Annotated in this window: 18 protein-coding genes and 1 pseudogene; 12 read left to right on the forward strand and 7 right to left on the reverse strand. The window is 57.8% G+C overall.

The window, feature by feature from the left end; translation table 11 throughout:
* Positions 1-397 precede the first annotated feature (397 nt).
* The 5 genes from SBI20_RS16305 to SBI20_RS16325 are packed head-to-tail and all read left to right on the forward strand — an operon-like array spanning position 398 to position 6,307.
* On the forward strand, positions 398-1,075 hold the full coding sequence (locus tag SBI20_RS16305; protein ID WP_317976169.1) for a VirB8 family type IV secretion system protein: 678 nt from the start codon (positions 398-400) through the stop codon (positions 1,073-1,075).
* Between the two features lies 1 nt (position 1,076).
* A complete protein-coding gene (locus SBI20_RS16310; RefSeq protein ID WP_317976170.1) occupies positions 1,077-2,096 on the forward strand; it encodes a TrbG/VirB9 family P-type conjugative transfer protein in 1,020 nt (339 codons plus the stop codon).
* A gap of 1 nt (position 2,097) precedes the next feature.
* Positions 2,098-3,372 (forward strand): type IV secretion system protein VirB10, encoded by a 1,275-nt coding sequence (gene virB10, locus SBI20_RS16315; RefSeq protein ID WP_317976171.1) that lies wholly within the window; start codon positions 2,098-2,100, stop codon positions 3,370-3,372.
* 3 nt (positions 3,373-3,375) lie between these two features.
* Entirely contained in the window at positions 3,376-4,395 is a 1,020-nt protein-coding gene (gene virB11 / locus SBI20_RS16320) for a P-type DNA transfer ATPase VirB11 (RefSeq protein ID WP_317976172.1), read from the forward strand.
* 16 nt (positions 4,396-4,411) lie between these two features.
* Positions 4,412-6,307 (forward strand): type IV secretory system conjugative DNA transfer family protein, encoded by a 1,896-nt coding sequence (locus tag SBI20_RS16325; RefSeq protein WP_317976173.1) that lies wholly within the window; start codon positions 4,412-4,414, stop codon positions 6,305-6,307.
* Between the two features lie 20 nt (positions 6,308-6,327).
* Here SBI20_RS16325 and SBI20_RS16330 read toward each other — a convergent pair.
* Positions 6,328-6,477, reverse strand: a pseudogene (locus tag SBI20_RS16330) (transposase); the annotation flags it as partial.
* Positions 6,478-6,633: 156 nt separating this feature from the next.
* On the opposite strand from SBI20_RS16330, the gene SBI20_RS16335 reads away from it, so the two are divergent.
* The 5 genes from SBI20_RS16335 to SBI20_RS16355 are packed head-to-tail and all read left to right on the forward strand — an operon-like array spanning position 6,634 to position 16,801.
* Entirely contained in the window at positions 6,634-7,854 is a 1,221-nt protein-coding gene (locus SBI20_RS16335) for an ATP-binding protein (RefSeq protein WP_317976174.1), read from the forward strand.
* Entirely contained in the window at positions 7,808-11,128 is a 3,321-nt protein-coding gene (locus tag SBI20_RS16340; protein ID WP_317976175.1) for a helicase-related protein, read from the forward strand. Before SBI20_RS16335 ends, SBI20_RS16340 begins: the two co-directional genes overlap by 47 nt.
* Complete coding sequence (locus SBI20_RS16345; protein ID WP_317976176.1) at positions 11,125-11,832, forward strand: DUF4391 domain-containing protein; 708 nt, start codon at positions 11,125-11,127, stop codon at positions 11,830-11,832. The genes SBI20_RS16340 and SBI20_RS16345 overlap by 4 nt, the downstream gene beginning before the upstream one ends.
* Positions 11,833-11,844: 12 nt before the next feature.
* Entirely contained in the window at positions 11,845-13,710 is a 1,866-nt protein-coding gene (locus SBI20_RS16350; protein WP_317976177.1) for a site-specific DNA-methyltransferase, read from the forward strand.
* 10 nt (positions 13,711-13,720) lie between these two features.
* Entirely contained in the window at positions 13,721-16,801 is a 3,081-nt protein-coding gene (locus tag SBI20_RS16355) for a type III restriction-modification system endonuclease (protein ID WP_317976178.1), read from the forward strand.
* A 173-nt stretch (positions 16,802-16,974) separates the two neighbouring features.
* Here SBI20_RS16355 and SBI20_RS16360 read toward each other — a convergent pair whose 3' ends face one another.
* The 4 genes from SBI20_RS16360 to SBI20_RS16375 form a co-directional block, all read right to left on the reverse strand.
* Complete coding sequence (locus SBI20_RS16360) at positions 16,975-18,063, reverse strand: phospholipase D-like domain-containing protein (RefSeq protein WP_317976179.1); 1,089 nt, start codon at positions 18,061-18,063, stop codon at positions 16,975-16,977.
* 514 nt (positions 18,064-18,577) lie between these two features.
* The gene (locus SBI20_RS16365) at positions 18,578-19,444 is read right to left on the reverse strand and encodes a hypothetical protein (protein ID WP_317976180.1); all 867 of its coding nucleotides are present in this window, start codon (positions 19,442-19,444) and stop codon (positions 18,578-18,580) included.
* Positions 19,441-20,721: a relaxase/mobilization nuclease domain-containing protein gene (locus SBI20_RS16370; RefSeq protein WP_317976181.1), complete on the reverse strand. Its 1,281-nt coding sequence runs from the start codon at positions 20,719-20,721 to the stop codon at positions 19,441-19,443. The genes SBI20_RS16365 and SBI20_RS16370 overlap by 4 nt, the downstream gene beginning before the upstream one ends.
* Before the next feature lie 140 nt (positions 20,722-20,861).
* Positions 20,862-21,515, reverse strand: a complete 654-nt coding sequence (locus SBI20_RS16375) for a ribbon-helix-helix domain-containing protein (protein ID WP_317976182.1) — start codon at positions 21,513-21,515, stop codon at positions 20,862-20,864.
* A 225-nt stretch (positions 21,516-21,740) separates the two neighbouring features.
* Between SBI20_RS16375 and SBI20_RS16380 the strand changes: the two genes are divergently transcribed.
* Together SBI20_RS16380 and SBI20_RS16385 are read left to right on the forward strand one after the other, a co-directional pair.
* Positions 21,741-22,049, forward strand: coding sequence for a hypothetical protein (locus SBI20_RS16380; RefSeq protein WP_317976183.1), 309 nt, complete (start codon positions 21,741-21,743; stop codon positions 22,047-22,049).
* 216 nt (positions 22,050-22,265) lie between these two features.
* A complete protein-coding gene (locus SBI20_RS16385; RefSeq protein WP_317976184.1) occupies positions 22,266-22,970 on the forward strand; it encodes a hypothetical protein in 705 nt (234 codons plus the stop codon).
* A gap of 71 nt (positions 22,971-23,041) precedes the next feature.
* Here SBI20_RS16385 and SBI20_RS16390 read toward each other — a convergent pair whose 3' ends face one another.
* Positions 23,042-23,380, reverse strand: coding sequence for a hypothetical protein (locus SBI20_RS16390; protein WP_317976185.1), 339 nt, complete (start codon positions 23,378-23,380; stop codon positions 23,042-23,044).
* Positions 23,377-24,060, reverse strand: coding sequence for a ParA family protein (locus SBI20_RS16395; RefSeq protein WP_317976186.1), 684 nt, complete (start codon positions 24,058-24,060; stop codon positions 23,377-23,379). Before SBI20_RS16395 ends, SBI20_RS16390 begins: the two co-directional genes overlap by 4 nt.
* Between the last annotated feature and the right edge of the window lie 121 nt (positions 24,061-24,181).

Raw genomic sequence — 24,181 nt, forward strand, 5'->3', positions numbered from 1 at the left:
CCCACGGCTTCCAAAGATCTCCGCAGACGCGGACAGTTAGGGACAGAACCGATGAAACGGCTGATTTTCGTGGCGTTGAGCGCATCTGTGCTCAGCGGATGCACCGGGACTCACATAAAGCCGCCGCCCGTCTGCGACGGCAAGCATCGTCGCCCGGCCAATGTTTACGGCTCGATCCTGCCAAGCCTGCCATTGCCTGTTCCGCCATCCCAGAGCGGGGGCCAATCGCTGGTCGCGCCACCTGTCGGCGATCCGCCTGCTGACGCCCCCGCGACAGCCCCGACCGTAAAGGGCGGACATAAGCACGGCGCGATGAACACCCCGCGCCCAACGCCCCGTACCTCCACGCGGGACATTGCGTTGTCCTACTCCCAATGTTGACGAAGGGATTTGAGCCATGAACGTGGTGAAGGCCGAGGACAAGGAACGCTATCTCGAAAGCGCCCGTAGCTGGGAATATGACCGGATGCGCGCGGCGGTCCAGTCGCGGCGCGTCGCCTGGATGGTTGCGGGCGGCGCCTGCCTGCTGGCGGTTGTATCTGTCGGCGCGGTCGCCCTGCTGGCGCCGCTCAAGACCGTGGTGCCCTATGTCATCCGGGTTGATCGAAGCACAGGCGAAACCGAGATCGTCACGGCGCTCAAAGGCCCTCAGCCCCGCTCTTATGACGATGCGGTCAACCGCTACTTCATCGCCCAATATGTCCGCCTGCGCGAAGGCTGGCTCAACAATGCCGCCCGCGAGAACGCCTATACTGTCATGCTCATGAGCGAACAGGCTGAAGCGGGGCGCTATCTGGCCTCGGTGGAATCCGGCAACAAGAACGCGCCATCCAACGTCTATGGCGATGGCGGCTTTGTCTCGATCACAATCCGCTCGATCAGCTATCTGAGCCCGACCGTGGCCCAAGTGCGCTTCAGCAAGATCATCACGATGGGCCAGAACGCAGCCGTAGCGCAGAACTGGAACGCCATCCTCACCTTCAAATACACCACCGCGCCCGAGCACGAGAAGGATCGTGTCATCAATCCGCTCGGCTTTCAGGTGGTGAACTACCGCAGCGATCCGGAGGCCTGACATGAGCAAGCTCCCCGAAACGGCCCCACCTGGCGATCAACCACAAGACACCAAGGTCATCCCTTTCCTCCCCGTCCTGCGCCGAAAACCGGAGCAGCGCCTCTCGCCCCCTGGCACCGCGCTGGCCGTGACCGAAGCCGGGGCCAAGAGCCGCCTGTGGCGTGGGCTGGGCGCGATCTGGCACAGGCTCGTCACCCTTTCTCTGGTCGGGACCATCGCAGTCACCCTGGCGCCGCCCCCTGTCTTTGCGGCACAGACACCCTCCCCCGGCGCCAAGGATGCGCGGGTCCGCAATGTGGATTACGACCCCGATCAGGTCGTGTCGGTCGTCGGCCAGTTTCGCCACGCCATCGAAATTCAGTTCGGGCCGGGAGAAACCGTGACGCAGGCCGCGCTCGGCGACACGATCTCGTGGCAGATCGCCCCTGTCGGCAACATCGTATTTCTGAAGCCGCGCGAGAAGGCGGGAGGCACAAACCTCATCGTCGTCACCAACGCCAACGGAAGCCCGCGCACCTACCATTTCAACCTGGTGCTGGGCGGCGGTGCGGCCATGTATGGCATCCGCTTCCATTACCCCAAGGAAGAGCGGGCAGCCGCCGCGCTTCAGGCCCAAATGGCCACCGCGCAGGCCGCCAAGTCCGTTGAGAGCGGCATTGTCACTGCGGCTCTTGACCATGCCGTCATCGAGGGCGCCCGCAACATGAATTACACGGTGCAGGGCAATGCAGCGCTTCAGCCCACCGAGATTTCGGACAATGGCGAGTTCACGGTCCTGCGCTATCCCGGCCATGCCGACATTCCATCGATCTTTGCCGTGGACGTGGACGGGACAGAGACGATCGTGCCCTATGATGTGCGCGAGGATTTCGTCGTCGTCCATGCCGTCTATCGCCAGCTCCGTCTGCGGCGCGGCAACATGGTCCTTTGCGTCTACAACGAAGGCGCTCCGCGCAACGATCGCGGCGACAGGACCGGCACCGTCTCCAATGTCGTCGAACGCAAAGTAAAGGGGCAATAACATGGCCGAACCTATCCTCGACCGAGGTGGCAATGTCGGCGCCAGTCATGCCGACGGCGATGCGATCCGCTCGGCGCCTCTCGGCAGCGCCAGCGCCAAGGGTGGCGGATGGGGCAACATCGCCCTGCTGGGTGCCGGGGTCGCGCTTGTTGGCGCGATCGGCGGCATCACCATCGGCTACGCGACCTTCCACCACCCGGCCAGCTCGAAAGCGGCCGAGCAACCTGCGAAGGCCAGCGACCGGGCCGTGGCTGATGTCATGGCCTCTCCCAACGCGCAGCGCGCGGCGCTGGCCGGTCAGCTCGGACAACGCGGAGCCCCGGCGACCGACATCTTCGGCAGGCCCGTCGCCGCGACACCCGGCCAGCAGCCAACCGATGTGAATGGCAATCCGATCCCGACGAGCGGCCAGCAGACGCCAGCGCAAACGCGCGCGCAGCAGGCGCGCGCCATGGCGGATGCGGCACGCCGCTCGCCGATCATGGCTTTCGGCGGCAGCGGGATTGCCTCTGGCGCAGCCCCGGTCGGAGCCGGACAGCCAGGAACGCAGCCGCAGGGCCAATCAGCGGTCGCCCCGCAGAATTTTGGCGCCAGCGGCTTCGGGCCGCCAAGCACCGATGCGGACGGCAAGCTGGCAGCAGGCAAAGGCCCCAGCGATTTCAGCGACCAGCTCGGCCACGCCACGATCCAGACTGTCCGCGCCAGCCTCATCCCTGATCGCAGTTTTCTGCTAAGCGCTGGCACAGTGATCCCCTGCACGCTTCAAACCGCGATTAACTCGACCCAGGCCGGTTATGTCTCCTGCGTCGTGAACCATGACGTGTTTTCGGAAAATGGCCGAGTGGTCCTGCTCGACAAGGGGACCAAGGTGCTGGGCCAATATTCGGGCGGCATCACACAGGGCCAAGCGCGCATGTTCGTGCTGTGGACGCGGGCGCTGACGCCGCGCGGGGTAGCCATCGATCTCGGCTCACCCGCCGCCGACAGCCTCGGCCGCGCAGGCGTCACCGGCGGCATCGACACGCAGTTCTGGGCGCGTTTTGGCGCTGCCCTCATGATGTCGGTGCTCGAAGACGCCTCAAACATCGCGGGCCGGGCGGTCGCGGGCCAGGGCACCTATACCACGCAGGTCCCCTCGACCATGGGCCAGACCATCCTTCAGAGCACCATGAGCATTCGCCCGATCCTCAAGAAAAATCAGGGCGACACCGCCGCGATCTTCGTCGCCAAGGACTTCGATTTCCGGTCGGTCTATGATGTGCAGCTCAGGCGGTAGGCCATGTCTAACGCAGGCACGACGATCTATCAGCACAACGCCGCGCCGCTCGCGCCTTTCCTCGCCCGCGACGACGTAACCGAGCTGGTCATCAACGAGCCAGGCTGGATCGGGGTTGAAACGCGCAAGGGTTGGGAATGGCATGAGGCCCCCTCCCTCGATCACGCCTCCTTGATGACGCTTGCCAAACTGATCGCTGGCCTCACCAAACAGGACATCACGACAGAGTACCCCATCTGCTCCTCCGTCCTGCCCGGCGGCGAGCGCGCCCAGATCGTCATCCCGCCCGCCGTCGAGCGTGGTTTCGTGTCGATCACGATCCGCAAGGCTTCCGGTGTCACCATGGATATTGACGATTTTGACCGGGCGGGCCTGTTCAGCGAGGTGCGCGCCTATGGCGCCAGCGAGGAGGTCGATGCTGCGCTTCTGCGCCACCGCGATGCCGGCGACTGGAAAGCCTTCTTCCGCATCGCCGTTGAGGCCCGGAAAAACATTCTGATTTCCGGGGCTACGGGGTCGGGCAAGACGAGCCTTTCCAAGGGGCTCATCAAGCTGATCCCCGACTATGAGCGTATCCTGACGATTGAAGATACCCGCGAACTGGTCGTGCCCCAGCGCAACCACGTCCACATGATGTATGCCAAGGACGGAAAGAGCTTGCAGAAGGCCGGGGCTAAGGAGCTGCTGGAATCCGCTCTGCGTATGCGCCCCGATCGCATTCTGTTGCAGGAACTGCGCGACGGCACGGCCTTCTTCTACCTTCGCAACGTCAACAGCGGTCATCCCGGCTCGATCACCACGGTCCACGCAAACAGCGCCGAGGGCGCGCTCGAACAGCTCACCCTCCTCGTCAAGGAATCCGAGGGCGGCAACGATCTCGACCGTCATGACATCCGCGCCCTGCTGCGCTCGCTGGTCGATATTGTCGTCCAGATGCACCGCCTTCCCCCCGGCGACGGGAAACCCGCCCGCTATCGCATGACCGAAGTGTGGTTCGATCCGGTCGGCAAGCCCCACGATTGACGGAGAAGTTCTCGACATGACCGGCAAGATGGTGCGCAATCCGGCAGCCTCGCAACCAGCAGCACTGGCCTTCCTCCTCCTCGTCGGCCTGATCGTCAGCATGGGCGTCGGCGCCCTTGCGGTGCTGTGGCAAGCGCATCTGCTCTCCGCCCACACGCCATGGGCGCGCGTGCCCGGCGCGCTATGGGCGTTGCGCACGGCGCCGATCGTGTGGAAACCGTTTCTTGGCGGCTTCGCCCTCTCCTTCATGGTCAGCCTGGTCGGCATCACGTCCTCGATGTTCCGACAGCAAAAGCTCCACGGCGAGGCGCGATGGGCGCAGATCGGCGAGGTGCGCAAGGCCAAGCTGATGGAGGATGCCGGCATTCTGCTGGGCCGTATCTCGGGCCAGTTCCTCCGCTTTGGCGGAACCGAGCATGTCCTGCTCGAAGCCCCGACCCGTGCTGGCAAGGGCGTGGGCGTCGTCATCCCGAACCTGCTGCAATGGCCTGATTCAGTGGTCGTGCTCGACGTTAAGCAGGAAAACTGGGACGCCACCGCTGGCTTTCGGCTCAAAAATCTGCGGCAAACCACCCTGCTCTTCAACCCGCTCGACGCCGCCGGGCGCACCTGCCGTTACAACCCGTTCAGCCATATCGACCGCCGGGATGAGGTCGATGTCATCAACGAGCTTCAGAAGATCGGCGCCATGCTGTTTCCCCCGCCCCAGACCGGGGACAGCTTCTGGGCCGAAAGCGCGCGGACAGCATTTCTGGGTGTTGCGGCCTATGTCGCGGCAACCGCTGATGACGGGGATGATGCTCTCCCCTTCACTATGGGCGAGGTCTATCGCCAGTTTGCCGCCGGCGATGCCAAGCGACGATTTCCCCGCATCATCCGTCAGCGTGAGGCAGCGGGAAAACCACTTTCGGGGGCGTGTGTTTCAGCGCTGCGCGACTGGTTCACGGCCTCGGACAACACGTTCACCTCGATCCGACAGTCCGTCACGGCCAAGATCAATCTCTGGCTCAACCCCTATGTCGATGCGGCGACGGCCGAGAGCGACTTTGATCTGCGCTCCTTCCGCGAAGAGCGGATCTCGCTCTATCTGGGCGTCTCCCCGGACGATCTTGATCGCGTCGCCCCGATCTACAACCTCCTGTTCCAACAGCTCATCGACCTCAACGTGCGCGAGCTTCCCTCTGGCGATCGGCACCAGGTCCGCTTGCTGCTCCTGCTCGACGAATTTCCGCGTCTTGGCCGCGCCTCGGTCATTGCCAACGGCTTCAGCTATGTGGCGGGCTACGGCATCCGGCTCCTCCCCGTCATCCAGAACGGTGCGCAGCTCGAAAACGTCTATGGCCCTAAAGTCGCCACCGAAATCGAGGCCAACTGCGGTGTCCAGATGGTGATGCGGCCCGCCACCACTGCCGATGCACGCGAGATTTCCGAAAGGCTCGGCACCTATACCTTTCGCGCAAGATCGCGCTCAATGGGAACTTGGGGGCGCGGCGGCGGATCTGTTTCAGATTCCGACCAGCGGCGCCCTCTCCTGCTGCCGCAGGAACTGATGCAACTGCCGGAAAAGGACATGATCGTCCTGCGCCTCGGGATTCCGCCGGTCTATGGGCGCAAGATCCGCTTCTACGAGGAAAAGGACATGGTGGCGCTGACCCAAATCGCCGCCCCCACCATGCCGACCATCCGTCCCGATCCGACAGCCGCCACGAACAGCCTGCGCGTCATCGCAGCGGCCGAGGGAGAAGATAGTGTCGATAGCGCCCCCGGATCACCGACGACCTCAACAAGCACGACCATCAAACACAGGCTGAACAGGGCGGCGATCGACGCCGCCCTGGCACTGCCCGCCGAACAGAGGGCGGCAACCTTGTTCGGTTACACGGTCGACGCGCATCCGTCGGACGGGAAATAAATCCTATCCGCCTTCCAGCCTACCTCCAGGCCGCCATGCTTGGCCTTCCAGTTATAGATCATCGCTTCCGATACACCGTGGCGCCGAGCCAGGTCGACGGTCTTCGCTCCCGCCTCCTGTTCTTTCAGCACACCGATGATCTGCTCTTCCGTGAAGCTTGCTTGCTTCATTCGTCGGCCCTTCCATTGGGCGGACTCCAATCAAGCTTGGTGGAAAATCAGAGGGCCACGTCACCACCCTTCTATTTGTCTGAGGCAAGAATCCTAATTTTCCGCATATTGACTTCTAATTATCACCCGAGATAGACCTGTGGGATAGGAGCAGGTATGTACGCGCGTTTTGTGGAAAATCGGGTCAAAGAAGCCTTGTCGGATACCCCTGTGGTTTTAGTCACTGGACCTCGACGTGCCGGGAAAACAACTCTCGTCAGAAAAATGGGCGAGGCTGAGCGCACCTACATCACCCTCGATGATCAGACGGCCCTGGAAGCTGCCCGCATCGATCCCAGTGGCTTCATTCGCGGGCTTGATAAAGCGATTATCGATGAGGTCCAGCGCGCACCTGACCTTCTCCTTGCCATCAAAAAATCTATCGACGATGACTACCGTCCCGGCCGCTTCCTGCTCACTGGTTCAGCTAACGTTCTGACCCTTCCGCGAGTCGCCGACAGTTTGGCCGGTCGCATGGAAACTCTGCACATGCTTCCGCTTTCCAGAGCGGAGATCGAACGTACCCAATCGACCTTCCTTGAGCGTTTGTTTGAAGGCAAACTGCAAAGCGATCGACACGCCATTGTGGGCAACGATCTTGTACATCTCGCGCTGCTCGGCGGGTATCCCGAGGCGATTGCGCGCGAGAGCGAACGCCGCCGTCAAGATTGGTCTCGTTCCTATCTGACATCGGTTCTGACCCGGGATTTACGGGACATCGCCGAGATCGAAAAAATCGCGGAGTTGCCGAAATTTGTCCGACTGCTGGCTGAGCATTCAGGGCAGTTGATCAACTTTTCGCAACTCGGTTCCAGCATCAACGTCAGCTACAAAACTGGTCAGCGATATGTCGCCCTGCTCGAGCAGGTGTTCCTCGTTGCGACACTGCAACCTTGGTACACCAATGCCTTGAAGCGCATCGTCAAAACGCCGAAACTGCATTTCCTTGACCCAGGCCTACTGGCAACAGCACGAGGGTTGAATTTTGATCGAGTCAAGGCAAGCCGCGAGGTCTTTGGCTCGCTGCTAGAGAGCTTCGTGTTCGCCGAAGTCATGAAATTGATGACGGTATCGGATCTGAGACTGACACCATACCACTTCCGCGACCAGCAAATGCGGGAGGTGGATATAGTCCTCGAACGCGATGACGGCATGATCGTGGGGATCGAGATCAAAGCCTCGGCCACGGTCAAGGCGACTGATTTTGGTGGCCTGCGGACACTGGCAGAAGCGTGCAAGGATCGTTTTGCCTATGGAGTCGTGCTTTATGATAGCACCGACGTAGTACCGTTTGGCGACCGACTTGCCGCTGCACCGCTTTCTTGTTTGTGGGGCTGAGATGAAAATTATAGACAATACATCGCAGCTGCTCGGTGACGATCTCAAGGCAACGCTTGGGAAAGGTGCACGGCTCAAGATCGCCGCGTCCTGCTTTTCGATTTACGCATTTGAGGCCTTGCGATCAGAGCTCTCCAAGGTAGACAGCATCCAGTTCATTTTCACCTCGCCGACGTTTGTGCCAACAGAGGTCACCGACCGGTTGCGCAAGGAGCGCCGAGAGTTTTTCATCCCGAAGGCGACCGGTGAGGCCAGCCTGTACGGGACGGAATTCGAGATTCAGCTCCGCAACAAGCTGACCCAGCGCGCCATAGCGCGGGAATGTGCGGATTGGATCAGGAAGAAGGCACGATTCAAGTCGAATTCGACCAGCGCCGCCATGCAGCAGTTCGTGCATGCTAGCGTCGACGGCGGTGGGGTCGCCTACATGCCAATCAGTGGCTTCACGGCCGTCGACCTCGGCTATCAAAAGGGCAGCGCGGTTTCCAACCTGGTTACCCGAGTTGACGATCCCAGTCACACGGATGTCTATCTCCAGCTCTTCAACCAAATCTGGAATGACGCGGAAAAGGTGAAGGACGTCACGTCCGCAATCTGCGACCATATCGAGTCCGTCTATCAGGAAAACTCGCCTGAGCGCTTGTATTTTCAGATACTGTATAACATTTTCAATGACTTCCTTGAGGATTTAGATCAGGATGCGCTGCCGAATGATCTGACTGGCTACAAGGACAGCCAAGTCTGGAATAAGCTATTCAACTACCAGCGCGATGCCGTGACTGGCATCATCAACAAGCTGGAAACGCACAATGGCTGCATTCTCGCCGACAGCGTCGGATTGGGCAAAACCTTCACCGCTCTTGCAGTCATAAAATACTACGAACTGCGCAATCGATCTGTCCTGGTGCTATGTCCCAAGAAGCTGGCAGACAACTGGCGCAACTACAACACTAACCTCAAGACCAATATTTTTGCAAAGGACCGGCTCAACTACGATGTACTTTGCCACACCGATCTCTCCCGAACCTCAGGAGAGTCGTTCGGCATCCCGCTCAATCGGGTGAATTGGGGCAACTATGATTTGGTCGTGATCGACGAATCCCATAATTTCCGGAACAACGACGTCTATAAGGATCGGGAAACCCGCTATCAGAAGCTGATGAACAAGGTGATCCGTGATGGCGTGAAAACCAAGGTTCTCATGCTGTCTGCGACCCCGGTCAACAACCGCTTCAACGACCTGCGTAATCAGCTTGCCCTTGCCTACGAGGGGGAATCGGAATCGCTCAGCCGCAATCTGAAATCGAACACGGGGGTCGAGGAGATTTTTCGGCGCGCGCAAAAGGCCTTCAACGCCTGGAGTGAGTTGCCGGCCGAGGAGCGGACAGCGGCCGCCATCCTCAAGGCGCTGGATTTTGACTTTTTCGAGTTGCTTGATGCGGTGACGATCGCCCGCTCACGCAAGCATATCGAGACCTTCTACGACACCAAAGACATCGGCAAGTTTCCGCAGCGGCGCAAGCCGGATTCGTACCAGTGCCCGATCACCCATCGATCAGATGTGCTGGGCCTCAATGACATCTTTGCTCGGCTTTCGGTGCTTAAGCTCGCCGTGTACGCGCCGATCGGTTACATTTTGCCGAGCCGCCTCGCGAAATACGAAGAGATATACGACACCCAGGTCGAAGGTGGCCGCGGCAAGCTCCGTCAGGCCGACCGCGAGCGCAGCTTGCAGGCACTGATGACGACCAACCTGCTGAAGCGGCTTGAAAGCTCCGTCGAGGCGTTCCGCCTCACGCTGCGCGCCCTCAGCAGCAACATCATCCGAACCCTGGATGCCATTGCCGAATTTGAGCGATCTGGCGGCTCTCAAACGGTCAGCGACTATCTGGCCGATGTTTCAATGGACGACGAGGACGATGACATCGGCGGTGTCGGCGAGTTCACGGTCGGCAAAAAGGTGCAAATCAGCTTGGCAGACATGGACGTGCCTTCATGGAAGCACGACCTGGAAGCCGACCTGTTCCTCATCCGTGAACTCACCGCTTCGATGGAACTAGTCGGTCCCGGCGATGACGCCAAGCTCCAGCATTTGAAGGGCATCATCGCCAAGAAACTCGCCGAGCCGCTCAATCCAGGTAACCGGAAGGTCATCATTTTCACGGCCTTCGCCGACACGGCCAACTACCTCTATGCCAATTTGGCGCCAGCTCTGTTGAAGTCCAACGGCATCCACACGGGCAAGGTAACCGGGTCAGACGCACCGAAAACTACGTTGAAGAAGGCCTATGACTTCCAGTCCGTGCTCACGCTGTTTTCGCCAAGGTCCAAGGAGAAGCACCTGATCCTGCCGGAAGAACCGGAAGAACTCGACATCTTGATCGGCACAGACTGCATTTCGGAAGGCCAGAACCTTCAGGATTGCGACTACTTGGTAAATTACGACATTCACTGGAACCCGGTGCGGATCATCCAGCGCTTTGGTCGCATCGACCGCATCGGCTCGCCAAACAGCCAGATTCAGTTGGTCAATTATTGGCCGGACATTTCGCTGGATGAATACATCAATCTGAAAGAGCGTGTTGAAAATCGCATGATGATCGCTGATGTCACCGCCACCGGCGACGACAACGTCTTGACGGCCAAAAGCAGCGACATCGCATATCGCAAAGAGCAGCTTCAGCGCCTTCAGGACGAAGTGATCGAGCTCGAGGATGTGCGGACCGGCATCTCCATCACCGACCTCGGGCTCAATGATTTCCGGATGGATTTGCTGAACTACATCAAAGTCAATGGCGATCTGGATAACTTACCGAATGGCATGCACGCCGTCGTGCCGGCCAATGCCAAACTTGGCCTGATCCCAGGCGTGATGTTTGCACTGCGGAACATCCATGACAGCGTGAACGTCAATCAGCAGAACCGGCTGCACCCCTACTATCTCGTCTATATCGGCAACGATGGCGAGATTGTCGTCGACCACACGCAGGTGAAACGCCTGCTCGATCTGATCCGGATGAGCTGCAAGGGCCTTTCTGAACCAGTGGCCAAGGTATGCCGACTGTTCAACGAACGGACGCAGGATGGTCGCAAGATGGACCAGCATTCAAACCTGTTGAGTACCGCAATCCGATCCATGATCGACGTGAAAGAGGAAAAAGACCTCGACAGCCTGTTCAGCGGCGGTCGGACCTCCGCCCTGGTCCACACCATCGCGGGCCTTGATGACTTTGAGCTGATCTCCTTCCTTGTGATCGAAGAGGCCACCGAATGACGGCCCTCTTCGATTACCCCAAGGGGGCGGCATTCGGCCGTGTTGTACCCAAAAACAAGATCTACGAACACGCGGGCGCTAGCACTGCTCTGAAAGACCTGTTCATCACGCAGGTCGACCAGATCGTGTGGAAGTTCAAGCTCGCACCCGAGACCATCAATCTAGCCGCCAATCGCTCGGTGTCGGAAATCCAGGTCTTCAGCATCAGCTTGCGAAAAGCCGAGCTGGATTTGGACGTTCTGCGCGCCATTGATCGTGCCATTCCGTTCCCCCTGATTTTTGAGCTGAGTTGGTCTGGTAGGAGCAAAGTGGTCGCGGCGTTCAAGCGGCCAAGCGAGGCAGACTCCACCAAATGGGTGCTAAGCGAGTATTTCGAGACCGTGTGGATGGATGATGGGCCCCTTCGCCAGCCTCTGCCGATCGCACTGAATCTCGCCAGCCTTTATGAGCAAATCCTTACCTCACTGATGCCGGCTCAGGTCGCCTCTGACGAGGGCATTCAGGCCCGAGTGGCTAGGATGGAGGCGATCCGCGCGAAGACGCGCGAGGTCGAGCGCATCACCCTTCGCCTCAATCGGGAGAAGCAGTTTAACAAGCGCGTGGCGATCAACGCCGAGCTGCGCGCGGCCAGACTACAACTGGCCGAACTCAAGCAGGAAAAGCTCGCTGTCGCGGACGACCGCCAATCGGCTGCGAGCGAGTAAGAGGAAGTAACGATGGATAAGCTGAAGATGCACAGCCCTGACCTGAGCCAAGAGAACATTGCAAAACTACGCGACCTGTTTCCTGGGTGCGTCACTGAGACGCGCAATGAAACTACTGGACATGTGCGTCTACAAGTGGACTTCGATCAGTTACGCCAAGAGTTGAGCGATCATGTCGTTGATGGGCCGCAAGAACGATATCGGTTGGAGTGGCCAGGAAAGAGAGAGGCATTGGCGCTGGTAAACGCACCAATCGCTAGAACCCTACGTCCCTCAAGGGGGGAGAGTGTCAATTTTGATGACACGAAGAATTTATTTATCGAAGGCGATAATTTAGATGCATTGAAGCTTCTTCAAGAAAATTATCTCGGCGGCATCAAGATGATTTACATTGACCCTCCATACAACACGGGAAATGATTTCATCTATGAAGACAATTTTTCACAAACTTCTATAGAATATTTAGAAAAATCCAATCAGCACGACAGTTATGGCAATCGTCTTGTAGCAAATACCTCAGTAAATGGAAGATTTCATTCAGATTGGCTGACTCTAATGTATCCTAGGCTTAGGATTGCTAGAAATCTTCTGTCTGAGGATGGAGCCATTTTTATAAATATTGATGATTCCGAGTTGGGAAATCTCAAGAAAATTTGCGATGAAATTTTCGGAGAATCAAATTTCATTGCTAATGTTGCATGGAAACATACGCAACAAAGCAAGAATGACGAGAGGTACTTCGCTAGGGTTTATAATTCTTTGCTTATTTACCGCAAATCAGACGCTCTATTGAAATTTCGCTTCCCCCGAACTGAGGAAGATAACAAAAATTATTCGAATCAAGACAATGATCCGAAGGGACGTTGGCGCGCCGGTGATGTTCGAAGTCCAAACTACCGAAAAACGCTTTGCTTTGACATTGTCACGCCGTCAGGGAAAAAAATTCCTCCACCCGAAAATGGCTGGCGCTGGTCAGAAGAGACGGTGAGGGAAAAAATTAAATCTGGGGAGATCGTATTTAACTCTGATGAAACAAAAATTGTCCGGAAAATTTATCTCCAGAATCAAGAGGGACGAACACCTGAAAATCTTTGGGATGGCGATGCTGCGGGGACATCTAGGCAAGCAAATGCTGAATTGAAGGAGCTTTTCGATGGAACCGCAACATTTGACACACCAAAGCCGACAGCGCTAATTAAGCGTATTGCTCAGCTTTTTTACAATGAGGACAATTATATAGCATTAGACTTTTTTGCAGGTTCCGGGACTACGGCCGCGGCCTTGATGCAACTGAATGCTGAAGATGGCGGAAGCCGTAAAGCGATCGTAGTTCAGATACCAGAACCTTGTGGCGAGGGTTCGGATGCACTCAAGGCAGGCTACAAGACCATTGCAGACATCGCAAAGGAACGCATCCGGCGCGCCGGCAAAAAGATTATCGAAGGCAAATGCCACGAGGGTTGGAATCGTGATGTTGGCTTTCGGGTTCTGAAGGTCGACACGTCGAATATGCAGGATGTTTACTACAGGCCTGACCAGATAGGTCAGAAGGATCTGCTGCATGCTGTCGACAATATCAAGCCCGGTCGATCAGCTGAGGATCTTCTGTTTCAGGTGCTGGTGGACTGGGGCGTTGATCTGACCTTGCCCATCCGACACGAGACGGTGAGAGGAAAGACGGTGTTCTTCGTGGATAAAAACGCCTTAATCGCCTGCTTCGAGTCCGGTGTCACAGAGGAATTGGTCAAGGAACTGGCTGGCCGTGAGCCATTGCGCGTGGTCTTCCGTGACAATGGTTTTGTGTCCGACGCCGTAAAGATCAATGTTGATCAGATCTTTCGGCAGCTGTCGCCAGGAACTGATGTGAAAGCGATCTGAGGAAATGGCCATGAAGCTCAAATTCAAGGTTCAGCCTTATCAGACCCGGGCGGTAGAGTCGGTTGTCGATTGCTTCGCAGGCCAACCTTTGGTGACCGGCATCAGCTATCGGATCGATCCCGGCCGGAAGGCTCAGGTCAGCGCCTTCGAGGATGGTTTCAAAAATTCTGATCTTGTATTGTCGGACGCGCAGGTGCTTGCAAACATTCGTGACGTGCAAAAGTGCCAGAACCTGCCGCTGTCAGAAAAACTAGCAGTGAGTGCTGGATGCAAGTTCAATCTCGACGTCGAGATGGAGACCGGCACAGGCAAAACCTACTGCTACATCAAGACGATTTTCGAAATGAACAAGCGGTTTGGCTGGTCGAAGTTTATCATCATGGTACCATCGATCGCAATTCGTGAAGGGGTTTACAAATCCCTAGAGATAACTGCTGATCACTTCACAGAAACCTATGGAAAAAAAGCGCGATTCTTCATTTACAACTCAAAGCGCCTTCACGATCTTGAGAGCTTTTCCTCGGACGCTGGCATCAACGTTATGGTGATCAATATCCAGGCGTTCAATGCCAAGGGGGCCGACAACCGCAGAATCTATGGCATGGCAAGGACTCTCGCCAACGGGCAAGTTGTTTACGAAGGCTTGGATGACTTCCAATCTCGTAAACCCATTGACATCATTTCGTCCAACCGGCCGATTCTGATCCTTGACGAGCCTCAGAAGATGGAAGGCAAGGCCACGATGGAGGCCCTGCCGAAGTTCAAGCCGCTGATGATCCTGCGCTATTCAGCCACGCACAAAACGCAGCACAACCGCGTTCACCGGCTGGACGCGCTCGATGCCTACAACCAGAAGCTAGTCAAGAAAATCGCTGTGCGCGGGATCCAGACTCGTGGCTTGGCGGGCACCAATGCCTACCTGTACCTAGAAAGCATCGAGATTTCGAAGAAGGCACCTGTCGCCCGCCTTGAGCTGGAGGTGCGCTTGAAATCCGGCGAGATCAAGCGGCAGATTCAGCGTCGCGAGTTCGGGGATGATCTGTTCTCAAAGTCCGGCGAGCTAGACCAGTACCGCGATGGCTTTACCATTTCCCAGATCGACTACAACACTGACACAGTCGAGTTTACCAACGGCATCGTACTGAAGGCCGGCGAGGCCGTTGGTGATGTGTCCGAACGCGATATTCGCCGCATCCAGATCCGTGAGACGATTAAGGCCCATCTCGACAAGGAAAGGCAGCTTTTCGCTCAAGGCATCAAGGTGCTCTCGCTGTTTTTCATCGATGAGGTCGTCAAATATCGAGACTACGGCCAAGCTGACGAAAAGGGCGAATATGCTCGGATATTCGAGGAGGAATATGACCTCCTCAAGGCCGAATATCTGCTGGAACTGCCGCTTGAGAACAACAAGTATCGGGCGTTCCTGGAGCGCGACCTAGTAACTAGGGTCCACGAAGGCTATTTCGCGATCGACAAGCAGAAGAGGCTGGTCGATCCGGATATCAAGAAGACCGGCGAGGACAAAGGCCTATCGGATGACGCCGATGCCTATGACCTCATTTTGAAAAACAAGGAGCGCTTGCTCTCGCAGGCCGAGCCGGTGCGTTTCATCTTCTCCCACTCGGCACTTCGGGAGGGGTGGGACAACCCCAATGTGTTTGTCATGTGCATGCTCAAACACAGTGAGAATTCGATCTCGCGCCGTCAGGAGGTGGGGCGTGGGTTGCGCCTGTCCGTCAACCAGCAGGGCGACCGGATGGATCAGCCTGCTATTGTGCACGATATCAACGTGCTGACAGTGGTGGCCAGCGAAAGCTACAAGGACTTTGTCGCCGGCCTGCAGAAGGAGATCGCGGAAACGCTGTCGTCCAGGCCGAGGAAAGCGACCGAAGCCTTCTTTGCGGGCAAGACCATGGCGACCGACACCGGGCCGATCGAGGTTACCCCGGCGCTGGCCAAGCAGATCTATCGCTATCTAGTGAAGAACGATTACACGGATGACAGCGATCAAGTCGCGTCAGCCTATCACGAGGCCAAGTCGGCGGGAACGCTTGCGCCCCTGCCAGATGACCTGAAACCCTATACCGATCAGGTTTTTCAGCTCATCGACAGTGTGTTCAGCGATGCCCAACTGCCCAAGATTGACGACGGGCGTAAGCCGAAAACCAATCCCCTGAACGCGAACTTTGAAAAGAAGGAGTTTCAGGCGCTGTGGTCCAGGATCAACCAGAAAGCTGTCTACCGAGTTGAGTTCGAGGCAGACGAACTGGTTCGCAAATGCGTCAGCGCGTTGGACAGCCAGCTCAGGGTCACACCGCTCCAGTACACGGTACAAATTGGCATTCAGGCCGATGAAATCGACGATGAGCAGCTCAAGGCGGGCGATGGTTTTGCAGTCACCGGCACCTCGACCGAACGCGGTGGCTCGGTCTATTCGCTTGTGAAATATGACCTGCTTGGAAAGCTCGGTGAGCTGGTTCAGCTTACACGCGCAACGGTCGCGGAGATCCTTACCGGGATTGAGCCCTCCGTGTTCGGGCAATTCAAGGAAAACCCGGAACACTTCATCTCTGAGGCCTCCAGGATCATCGCTGAGCAGAAGGCAACGATGGTAATAGAGCGCCTGACCTATGACGGTCTGACCGAACGGTACGATGTCGACATTTTCACGGCCAACCAGACAGGTCAGGATTTTTCAAAGGCCAGCGGGAAGCTGAAGAACCATATCTACGACTATGTGGTGACAGATTCCGATGTAGAGAGACGCTTTGTGGCGGAACTGGACACTAGCGATGAGGTGATCGTCTATGCCAAGCTCCCCCGCGGATTCCTGATCCCGACCCCGGTCGGAGATTACAACCCGGACTGGGCCATCTCCTTCAAAGAAGGAAGCGTCCGCCACATCTATTTTGTGGCGGAAACCAAGGGCACCATGTCATCCATGAAGCTGCGCGAGATCGAGAATACAAAGATTGCCTGCGCGCGAAAATTCTTCGATGAGATCGGCCGCAAGGTAGCGGATGACAGGGTCAAATATGACGTCGTGACCGATTATGCGAAGCTCATGGACATTGTGAGCCGAGCAGCCTGAGAATGCGCGCGGCTGCCATCCCCAGGCTCCAGCCAGGGGATGGCAGCACCGTTATTCCAAACCCGTTGATTAGAACCCATGCGCCCATTGGCAGAAGTCGATGGACATGATGCGCCATGATTCATCGATGTGTCTGTTCGAGGCGGGGCAGCAATGGTCGACATCCGGGTTTCTCAGACGTACATCCCCCATCGCCGTGACCCTTTCCGAGTCTGCTGCGTACATTTGCTGGTCAGGGTCGCTTCGTACATGTTTGGCGGGATGAACCGGGTCTTGAACACGTCCTTGTCCGTTCGCTCGAAATGGATGATTGCTGGCCTCGTGACCGAGAAGATTGGATCGAGGCGGACCTGATGGGTACTGTTGGAGTTATGAATCACGTTGGCGGTGATGGTCTCATCAAGAAATTTAAAAGTCATGGTCCTGCTCTCCCCAGAGCTCAAGCCGAAGTAGGCACCTAGTGTCGCCGTCGGGAGCTGAATGGCGGAGCCTGGCTTGCCCTTCTGCCCTCCGGTCTCGCGCTCGAAGATCTGGAGATAGAGGTGCTTTGGCAGCTCGGTGATTGAGCCCATAGCACCGAGGAGTTGTCCCTTGATCCAACCGCTCGCTCCGGAAAGGCCTAGTACTTTGACAAAAAGCGGCTTTGGCGCCACCTTCGCTGGCACTTTCAGGTAGGGTTTGTGGGACTTCGGCAATTCCGACTCGCGTTCCCGCCCTGATCCTTCAGACCGAGCCAAACGTTCGACCTCTTCGGCAGTAACCTTGACTGCGGTCGTTTGAACCCAGCTCCAAAGCTTGGCAAAATCCGCAGCCAACTGGCTCCCTCGCGGCACGACAAGCTCGATCATCGTCTCACCGTTCCGCGCGAGACCGCCGCCAGTCAAATTAGCTGACCCGACAAGCGCCACCTCGCAGTCCGGAAAGCGGAACATACATACCTTGGGATGAAAAAGCGCATTGGCGTATTCGTTTTCGATGAAACCGGCATATGTGCGCCCAGGATAGCGTGCTTCCAGTATCAATCCGTAAAGCAGGGCATCAGGGCTTGTCACCCCGTTTCCGGCACCATAGACGGATTCGAATTGACCACCTCGCCCTAAGAAATCTTCTAGGTGATGCGATATCAAGCCCAGCCCATCCCACCGGGCGAACGCGAAAGAAAAGCGGACTCTGCTAAGGCCTTCGGCCTGGAGCAGCTCGCTCAGCCTATGGTGCAGCTGCTTCTGACCACCGCTTATCTGGTGATGGAGGCTAGCGGTCATCGCGAGCGCTTAGCCTATGAAGCCAAACTGATTGGCTGCCATAATATTTATTTTCGGCGATTATGACGCTCGTCCCCAATGCCCTCATCCCCCTGATATTCCCATGCGATTAGTACTTTGCTCGTCAGTTTACCAGTGGGAACAAAAGTGAAAAATCGGTTTGCGATTGCGCCAGAGCTGAGGTGCTTGGGAAGCAATTTACATATTCAACGACGAGCGCACCCAAGATAAAGTGTAAGCGTCCGTCCTTTGCCGTGGAGGAATCAAAGGAGGTGGCAAACGTCCCTATAGTGGGCGTACTCATTATTTCTGGGTATCTCGGTTGTTTGCTGCTGCTGAGGGTTTGACAATGTAACCCGTGGGCGTGGAGATAAGGTTTTCTGCGGGCGGGATCCCCCACAGTTACACCACCAATGCGATTAGGGAAGCCGAGGGACACGACCCCAGCAGAGACAAACTGAGCCCGGAGGAGACTTTCCCGCTTACCCAACCTTACCAGCCCAGTTCGCCCCGCTCAACGTGACTTTCCCAAAACAGGGTCCTTCGCCCTCACCGCAACGTTCCGCATGCCACCGATCCGAGAAACAACTTCCCCTCTCTCGATCGCATCACCAATCTGCCAGTGAAGCTGGGCCAATTTTGCCGGCAATGCGCCTTCCTCCCCGCTGTCTTGCGCCTGGGTAAACAGATCAACCGCACCAGCCAGTTCGGCCTCAGCAAACAATGCAGGGCCAGCACCCGCCCGCCAAAGATCGGCAAGCTCACCAGCACGACGCTGCCGAGCTTCAGCAGATTGATCTTCCACGTCGGTACGGCGCGGCACGGGCGGCAGATCCGCGCCCCTCTGTGCCAACTCGTCACGCGTGATCGCGGCCAAGCGATATCTCAAGACGCGGGTTTCCGGGGTATCGGTAGGGGATGGCTGGTACTGGCGCGCCAGGATCATCACCAACTCGGCCGTGCCCGCACTGGCCACGGTTTCCCGCCATGCGATCAAGGCCCTGTCCGGCGTCACCATATCGGCAGGTTGGTTGACCGAGAAGCGCTCAAGCAACGGGTCATCGGCCACATTCACGGGAAGAGGCGCGCCATTTCCGATAGCCGCTGCATGAGCTAACGCCGCGACCTCTGCAACCCGTTCGATGCCGTCGCGCTGGATGGCCCGATCATCGATCATACGCGCGAGCATCGTCTCAAGGATGGGCACCAGATCAGTCACCCCCCCCTGTCCGGCATCGATCGTGTCGAGCCGATGGAGGATTTCGGCGTGCGACTGCTCGATCCTGGCGTTGCTCTTCGCAAGCCTATCAAGCTGCCCCTGCATCAGGGTCAGGGAATCCAGAATGGCTGCCAGGGCGACATGCGATGGATCATCTGTCATCGTTCTGGCCCATCCCGATTTCGCGAGCGGTCACGCTGCTCTCTGTCACGCTCCTGCACCCGGCGAAGCATTTCCTCTGCCGGTTTGCCGGCCACTTGATCGGGCGGCTGATTGGCCTGCTCCATCAAAGCCCGCAGCCTTTCAAGATCGGGTCCGGCGTGGCGCTTACGATCCGCCGGGTTTGGATCATCTGCCGAGGCCGAGGCTTCCTCTGATCTGATTCCCGCCCGCATGTCACGCGAACGAGCCAGCGCCGCCGACAACGGGTCAAGCGTATCGACTTCAGAACCTGATCGCGATAGCGCCAGCGATCGGACGTGTGGATCTGCCCCCATATCTCCAAGCCGCGCCGCTCGCGCCGAATTTGCTTCAGGCGCCGGCATCGTCGAGATGAACTTTTCCAGACTTCGTGCGATCACCTGATCGGCAAGCGACGGAGAGGCAGACAGCTCCTCGATCGAGCGCTCATAGGCCCGACGAACAATGGCCTGCTGGGACGCCAGCACGGCATCGACAGGATCGCCAACACCGCTTTCGTGCAGCCGCTGGGCACGCTCGGCGCGGCTCTTGTCAACGCGGGGAACCTGGCCCTTCCCGCGAACCTTGATCGCCGCGATGGGCTCATGCTTGGGGTCAATCCCCCTTGCCCGAGCTGGCGTGGCATTCGCCTCAATGCCACGGTCACGCAGCTTTTCCGCGAAGCGCTGCCGGTAACGAAAAAAGTCGTCCCGGTTCGGGTGGAAGCGCCGGCCGTCATGGTCGCGCCGTGCGATGGTGAGGTGAACATGGGGGTGATCGCGATCGACATGCAGCGCCGCCACCCACGACCGATTGGCAAATTCTTCGCGCGCGAAATCCAAGGCAGAATCACGCAACCGCTCAGGGTCCGTCCCCGCAGGCATCGAAAGGATCATCGAAATGGAAGTGGCCCCCTTGCGACGGGCATCGCCACCCATCTCCCATTCCTGCCAGTCCTGCGCGAGGATCTGCATGTCTCGGGCATCATGCAGCACCTCCTCATCGCTGGTGTAGAGCGCGACCTGTTTGCCCTCCCCATGCCCCAGACGGCTGATGTAGGAAAAGTTAGCAAGGACATGACCGCCACCATGCTGGCGCCCAGTCGCCCGCACTATCACCTCCGGCACACGCCGCGCTGTTCGCTCCATTGCCGCGATGGCGTGCCCGCTGACGACAGCATGAGAGCCCCCTCCAAATGCGTGCTTCACCTGCCGGTCGGAGCGAAGCCTGACGGCAATGGGCGCCGTTCTCGGGGCCATCGCTGCCGCCATGACTGACACAATAGCGCCGCTCGATTGGGGACGTTTCCCCTTCCCTCCCCCCGTCCCAGGCCGATACCGCTTAGGGGGCGCAAAGACCCCTGCCATGGAGTCAAGCGTGCCGGATGAAAGGCGGAAACTCATCGCGGACGATCCCTGAATGCGTCCACCCAATAACCGACCTCACCACCGACATAGGACGAGATAGCCCGCCGCGTCTCCATCAACAGCGCCTTCAGATCTCCGCAGGTTTCGAGGAATGGCGCCGCGATACGCGCGACCTCAAGCGTACTGCCCGGTTGATTGGCGGCATTCATCGCATGAACCGCCTGGTTGATGTTTCGACCGATGGCGAGCACCTGCTTGCGCAACTTCCCCAACTCGACTTGGCTGACGGGGGCTAGGCGCAACGCGCCCGCTCGATCCCAAAGCTGCCACCGTAAGGTGCGCTTAATCCACTCATTCCGCGACAGCCCCAAAGGGGCGCCGGCGGCGTCAATCGCATCCACTTCACTGCGATGAAGGCGGACAGTGACGCGAACTTGATCGTCAGGATGTCCCCTGCCCTGCTGCTCGGGGATCGGCAGGCTATCATTCGCTGGCTCCAATACGGAACGAGCCAACGTGCGCGCGATCCAAGCGCTGCGCGTCTGACCATGCGCCGACGCTACCCGATCGATCTCGGCGATCAGCTCATCTTTCAGTCGCAGGCTTACCATCATCTCAACAGCCCCGAGCAGCGGCGCCGATTGGATCAATGTATTACATTGGTGCCAATTGGCATATCCTGCCATACCTTCACATCTCACATTTCCTACTCCATAAACCCTCCCCATTCAAGCAGGTCACGACAATAACGTGGAAGAGGGGGATGATCGTAATGGGCCTCAAACGGCGAAACGGCACCGCTTGGCTGTGCCGCTGATGAGCATCAACAGAGCCAAATTGCGGTCGAACGTTTTTGCGACACGATCAATGATCTGGCGCGCAGATGGCCACGCCACAATCATGGTAGCATCATGCCAACACGTAGCAGCGATCATTTACGGGGAGGCATTATGCGTCGGAAAGCCATTGCTGGAGATGATTTGGCGGCCATCCACGCCAGGCGCGAAGCACTCCGGTCAGAATTGGCTGAACTCGATCAGCGGGCGAAGGAAGCCGAACTGGCTGCACGCGACGCTGGCCGCCCCACTCTCACCGCTGCGCTGGATAAAGTCCGCATTCCCGCAATGGATAAGACCGATGCGAAGGCTATAGCCGCTGCAATCGCACATCATGGTGGCAAGATTGTTGCCAACCATCTTGCCACCATGCCAGCCACCTAACTGACAGAGTATCCCAGCGCAGTTTCCTCCAGCCCATCTCAATGTTAGGCTTGAGGCGTGAGGCCAAGCTGGCGTTGAGCATAACATTCGACGTTAAATGCCATTCGGCACATGACGGCTTCAAATTGCAAAAGGGGCGCTATGCCGGATCTCGAAAGGCGGATAGTCAGGCTCAAATCACAGCGCGCTTTGGGTCATATCAAAGAGAACCCGCACATGGCTGTCTCGGTCGGCCTGTTCTGCTGCGGCGGCGTATCCCTGTGGCTGAAGATTGCGCCGCTGGCAGGCTCCCTGTTTGGGGCCGGCGGTGCGCTCCTAGGCGCCTGGATCACTGAACTGAACAAACGGCGGGCGGATGCTGTGGATAAGAAGAACAGGGAAGCGAACGCTGTCGCCGCTCTCGCACCGGAGCTACAGCGCACGATCGAGCGGGTACGTTTTATCCTCGATCGCAGCGTGGTGAACTTCGCCTGTGAATCAGCGCTCGACGAAACGAAGCCCAATGACCTTCAAACAGACTTCCGACCTTACTTGCCGACACTCTATCCAAACGCACCGCAGGTGAGAGACTTACCCGGCGCGAAAGCCCTCGCTCTCATCCGCTACTATGATTCCTTGAACGAGATTTCCCAACACGTCGATGACTGGTGGGAACGAGAGGGTCAACTCGCCGTCAACATCTTCAACGGGATCAAGCACGCCGCCGAGAAGAGCCTACGGCTAGCCATGATCTGCATCAGTGAGTTCGATCTGGAAGAGCGTTTCCCACCACCTTACGAATCCTGGGGCTCGCTGACATCGAGGATCGAACGGTCTCTCGACAGTTCAGGCAGGGCATCACAGTACCATTTGGACCGGGCGGAAAAGCACCGCTTAGACCCAGTGAAGTCGCAGCAGCCGACGCCCTACCGTCAATACTAGGAAGAGGCGCCAGCGCGCAGGGCCACAAAAATCAATAGCGATCGCTAGAGCTTGCCCGATCGAATCCCTGCCTATCGCCCCTCGACCATCGCCCGGAAGTCCTCAATCGCCTTCCAGTATGCCGAATGCCCCTTGCTCTCGGTATAGTGAATGAACCACTCGATCAGTTCCTCCGGCCCCTTCACGTAAACGGTTGCTGTGGGCTGGGCGACGCGCTTGCGGCGAACGATCCCCCTCCCTTGCCCCCGGTCGGTAAAGCCGACACGCTCTGCACGTTCCATCGCGTCGCGCTCGCGCATCCGGTCGTTTTCAATGGGGCCATTCGGCATTCCCCCAAGATCCAGCTTAGTGGGCGCCGCCGCCTCTGCTTTGGGCTTAGCTCCACCCTTCCCGAAACCGAAGTCCGTCATCCCGGATACTCCTCCCGCATGGCATTCACGACAGCCTGCGCAAGCTCGGCCGCATTGGTGATGGCATTTTGCACGCCGGATGTTGTCGCGTTGTCCAGCTCGGACAGCAGCATCCCAAACTCAAAAATATCCCGGTAGGCAGCGCGTTCGACCAATGCCGTGTTCAGAAGCGGCAACTCTGCCGCCTTGATCGCGTCAACGATGCGCTTTGCCGTCTTCGTTTCGATCGCCGCGTTGGTCCTGCTCCTGACAAGCCGGAAGGGAATGCGGCGCTCAAGCGCCTCCTCTTCCTCCTGGATCGCCCTCACCGCTTGAGCTGCCAATTCAGCGTCGATGGGAGATAGATTGAAAGGGACGAGGACCATGTGCGAGCGCGCCAAGGCGCGCGATGTCATGCGCGATGCCGACCCCTCCAGATCGATGATGACAAACTGATCTTCCTTCGAAATGCGGTCGATGGTGCCGATCATCTCGGATTCCGTTGGCCTCGGAATCACGCGATAAGGCAACTCTTTGCCCGCCGCCACTCGCTTCGCCGCCCACTTTTCGATGATCGCATTAGGGTCGGCATCGACAACACTGACACGAGCGCCGTTTGAAGCAAGTGTATCCGCCAGGACGAGTGCCAGCGTCGTTTTTCCGGCCCCACCCTTTGGGTTGCCTATCGAGATTACCGCCATTTCAGCCCCTTCGCCTCACTGTGAATTATCAAGCAATCCGCCCGCAATCCAAAGGCTTTCGATATAATTGCGAATCTCTTTCTATAGGCAATTGCAATCCATGTCCATTGCCTTTCGCTAG

Source organism: Novosphingobium sp. IK01 (assembly GCF_033242265.1).
In the GTDB taxonomy this organism is placed as follows: domain Bacteria; phylum Pseudomonadota; class Alphaproteobacteria; order Sphingomonadales; family Sphingomonadaceae; genus Novosphingobium; species Novosphingobium pituita.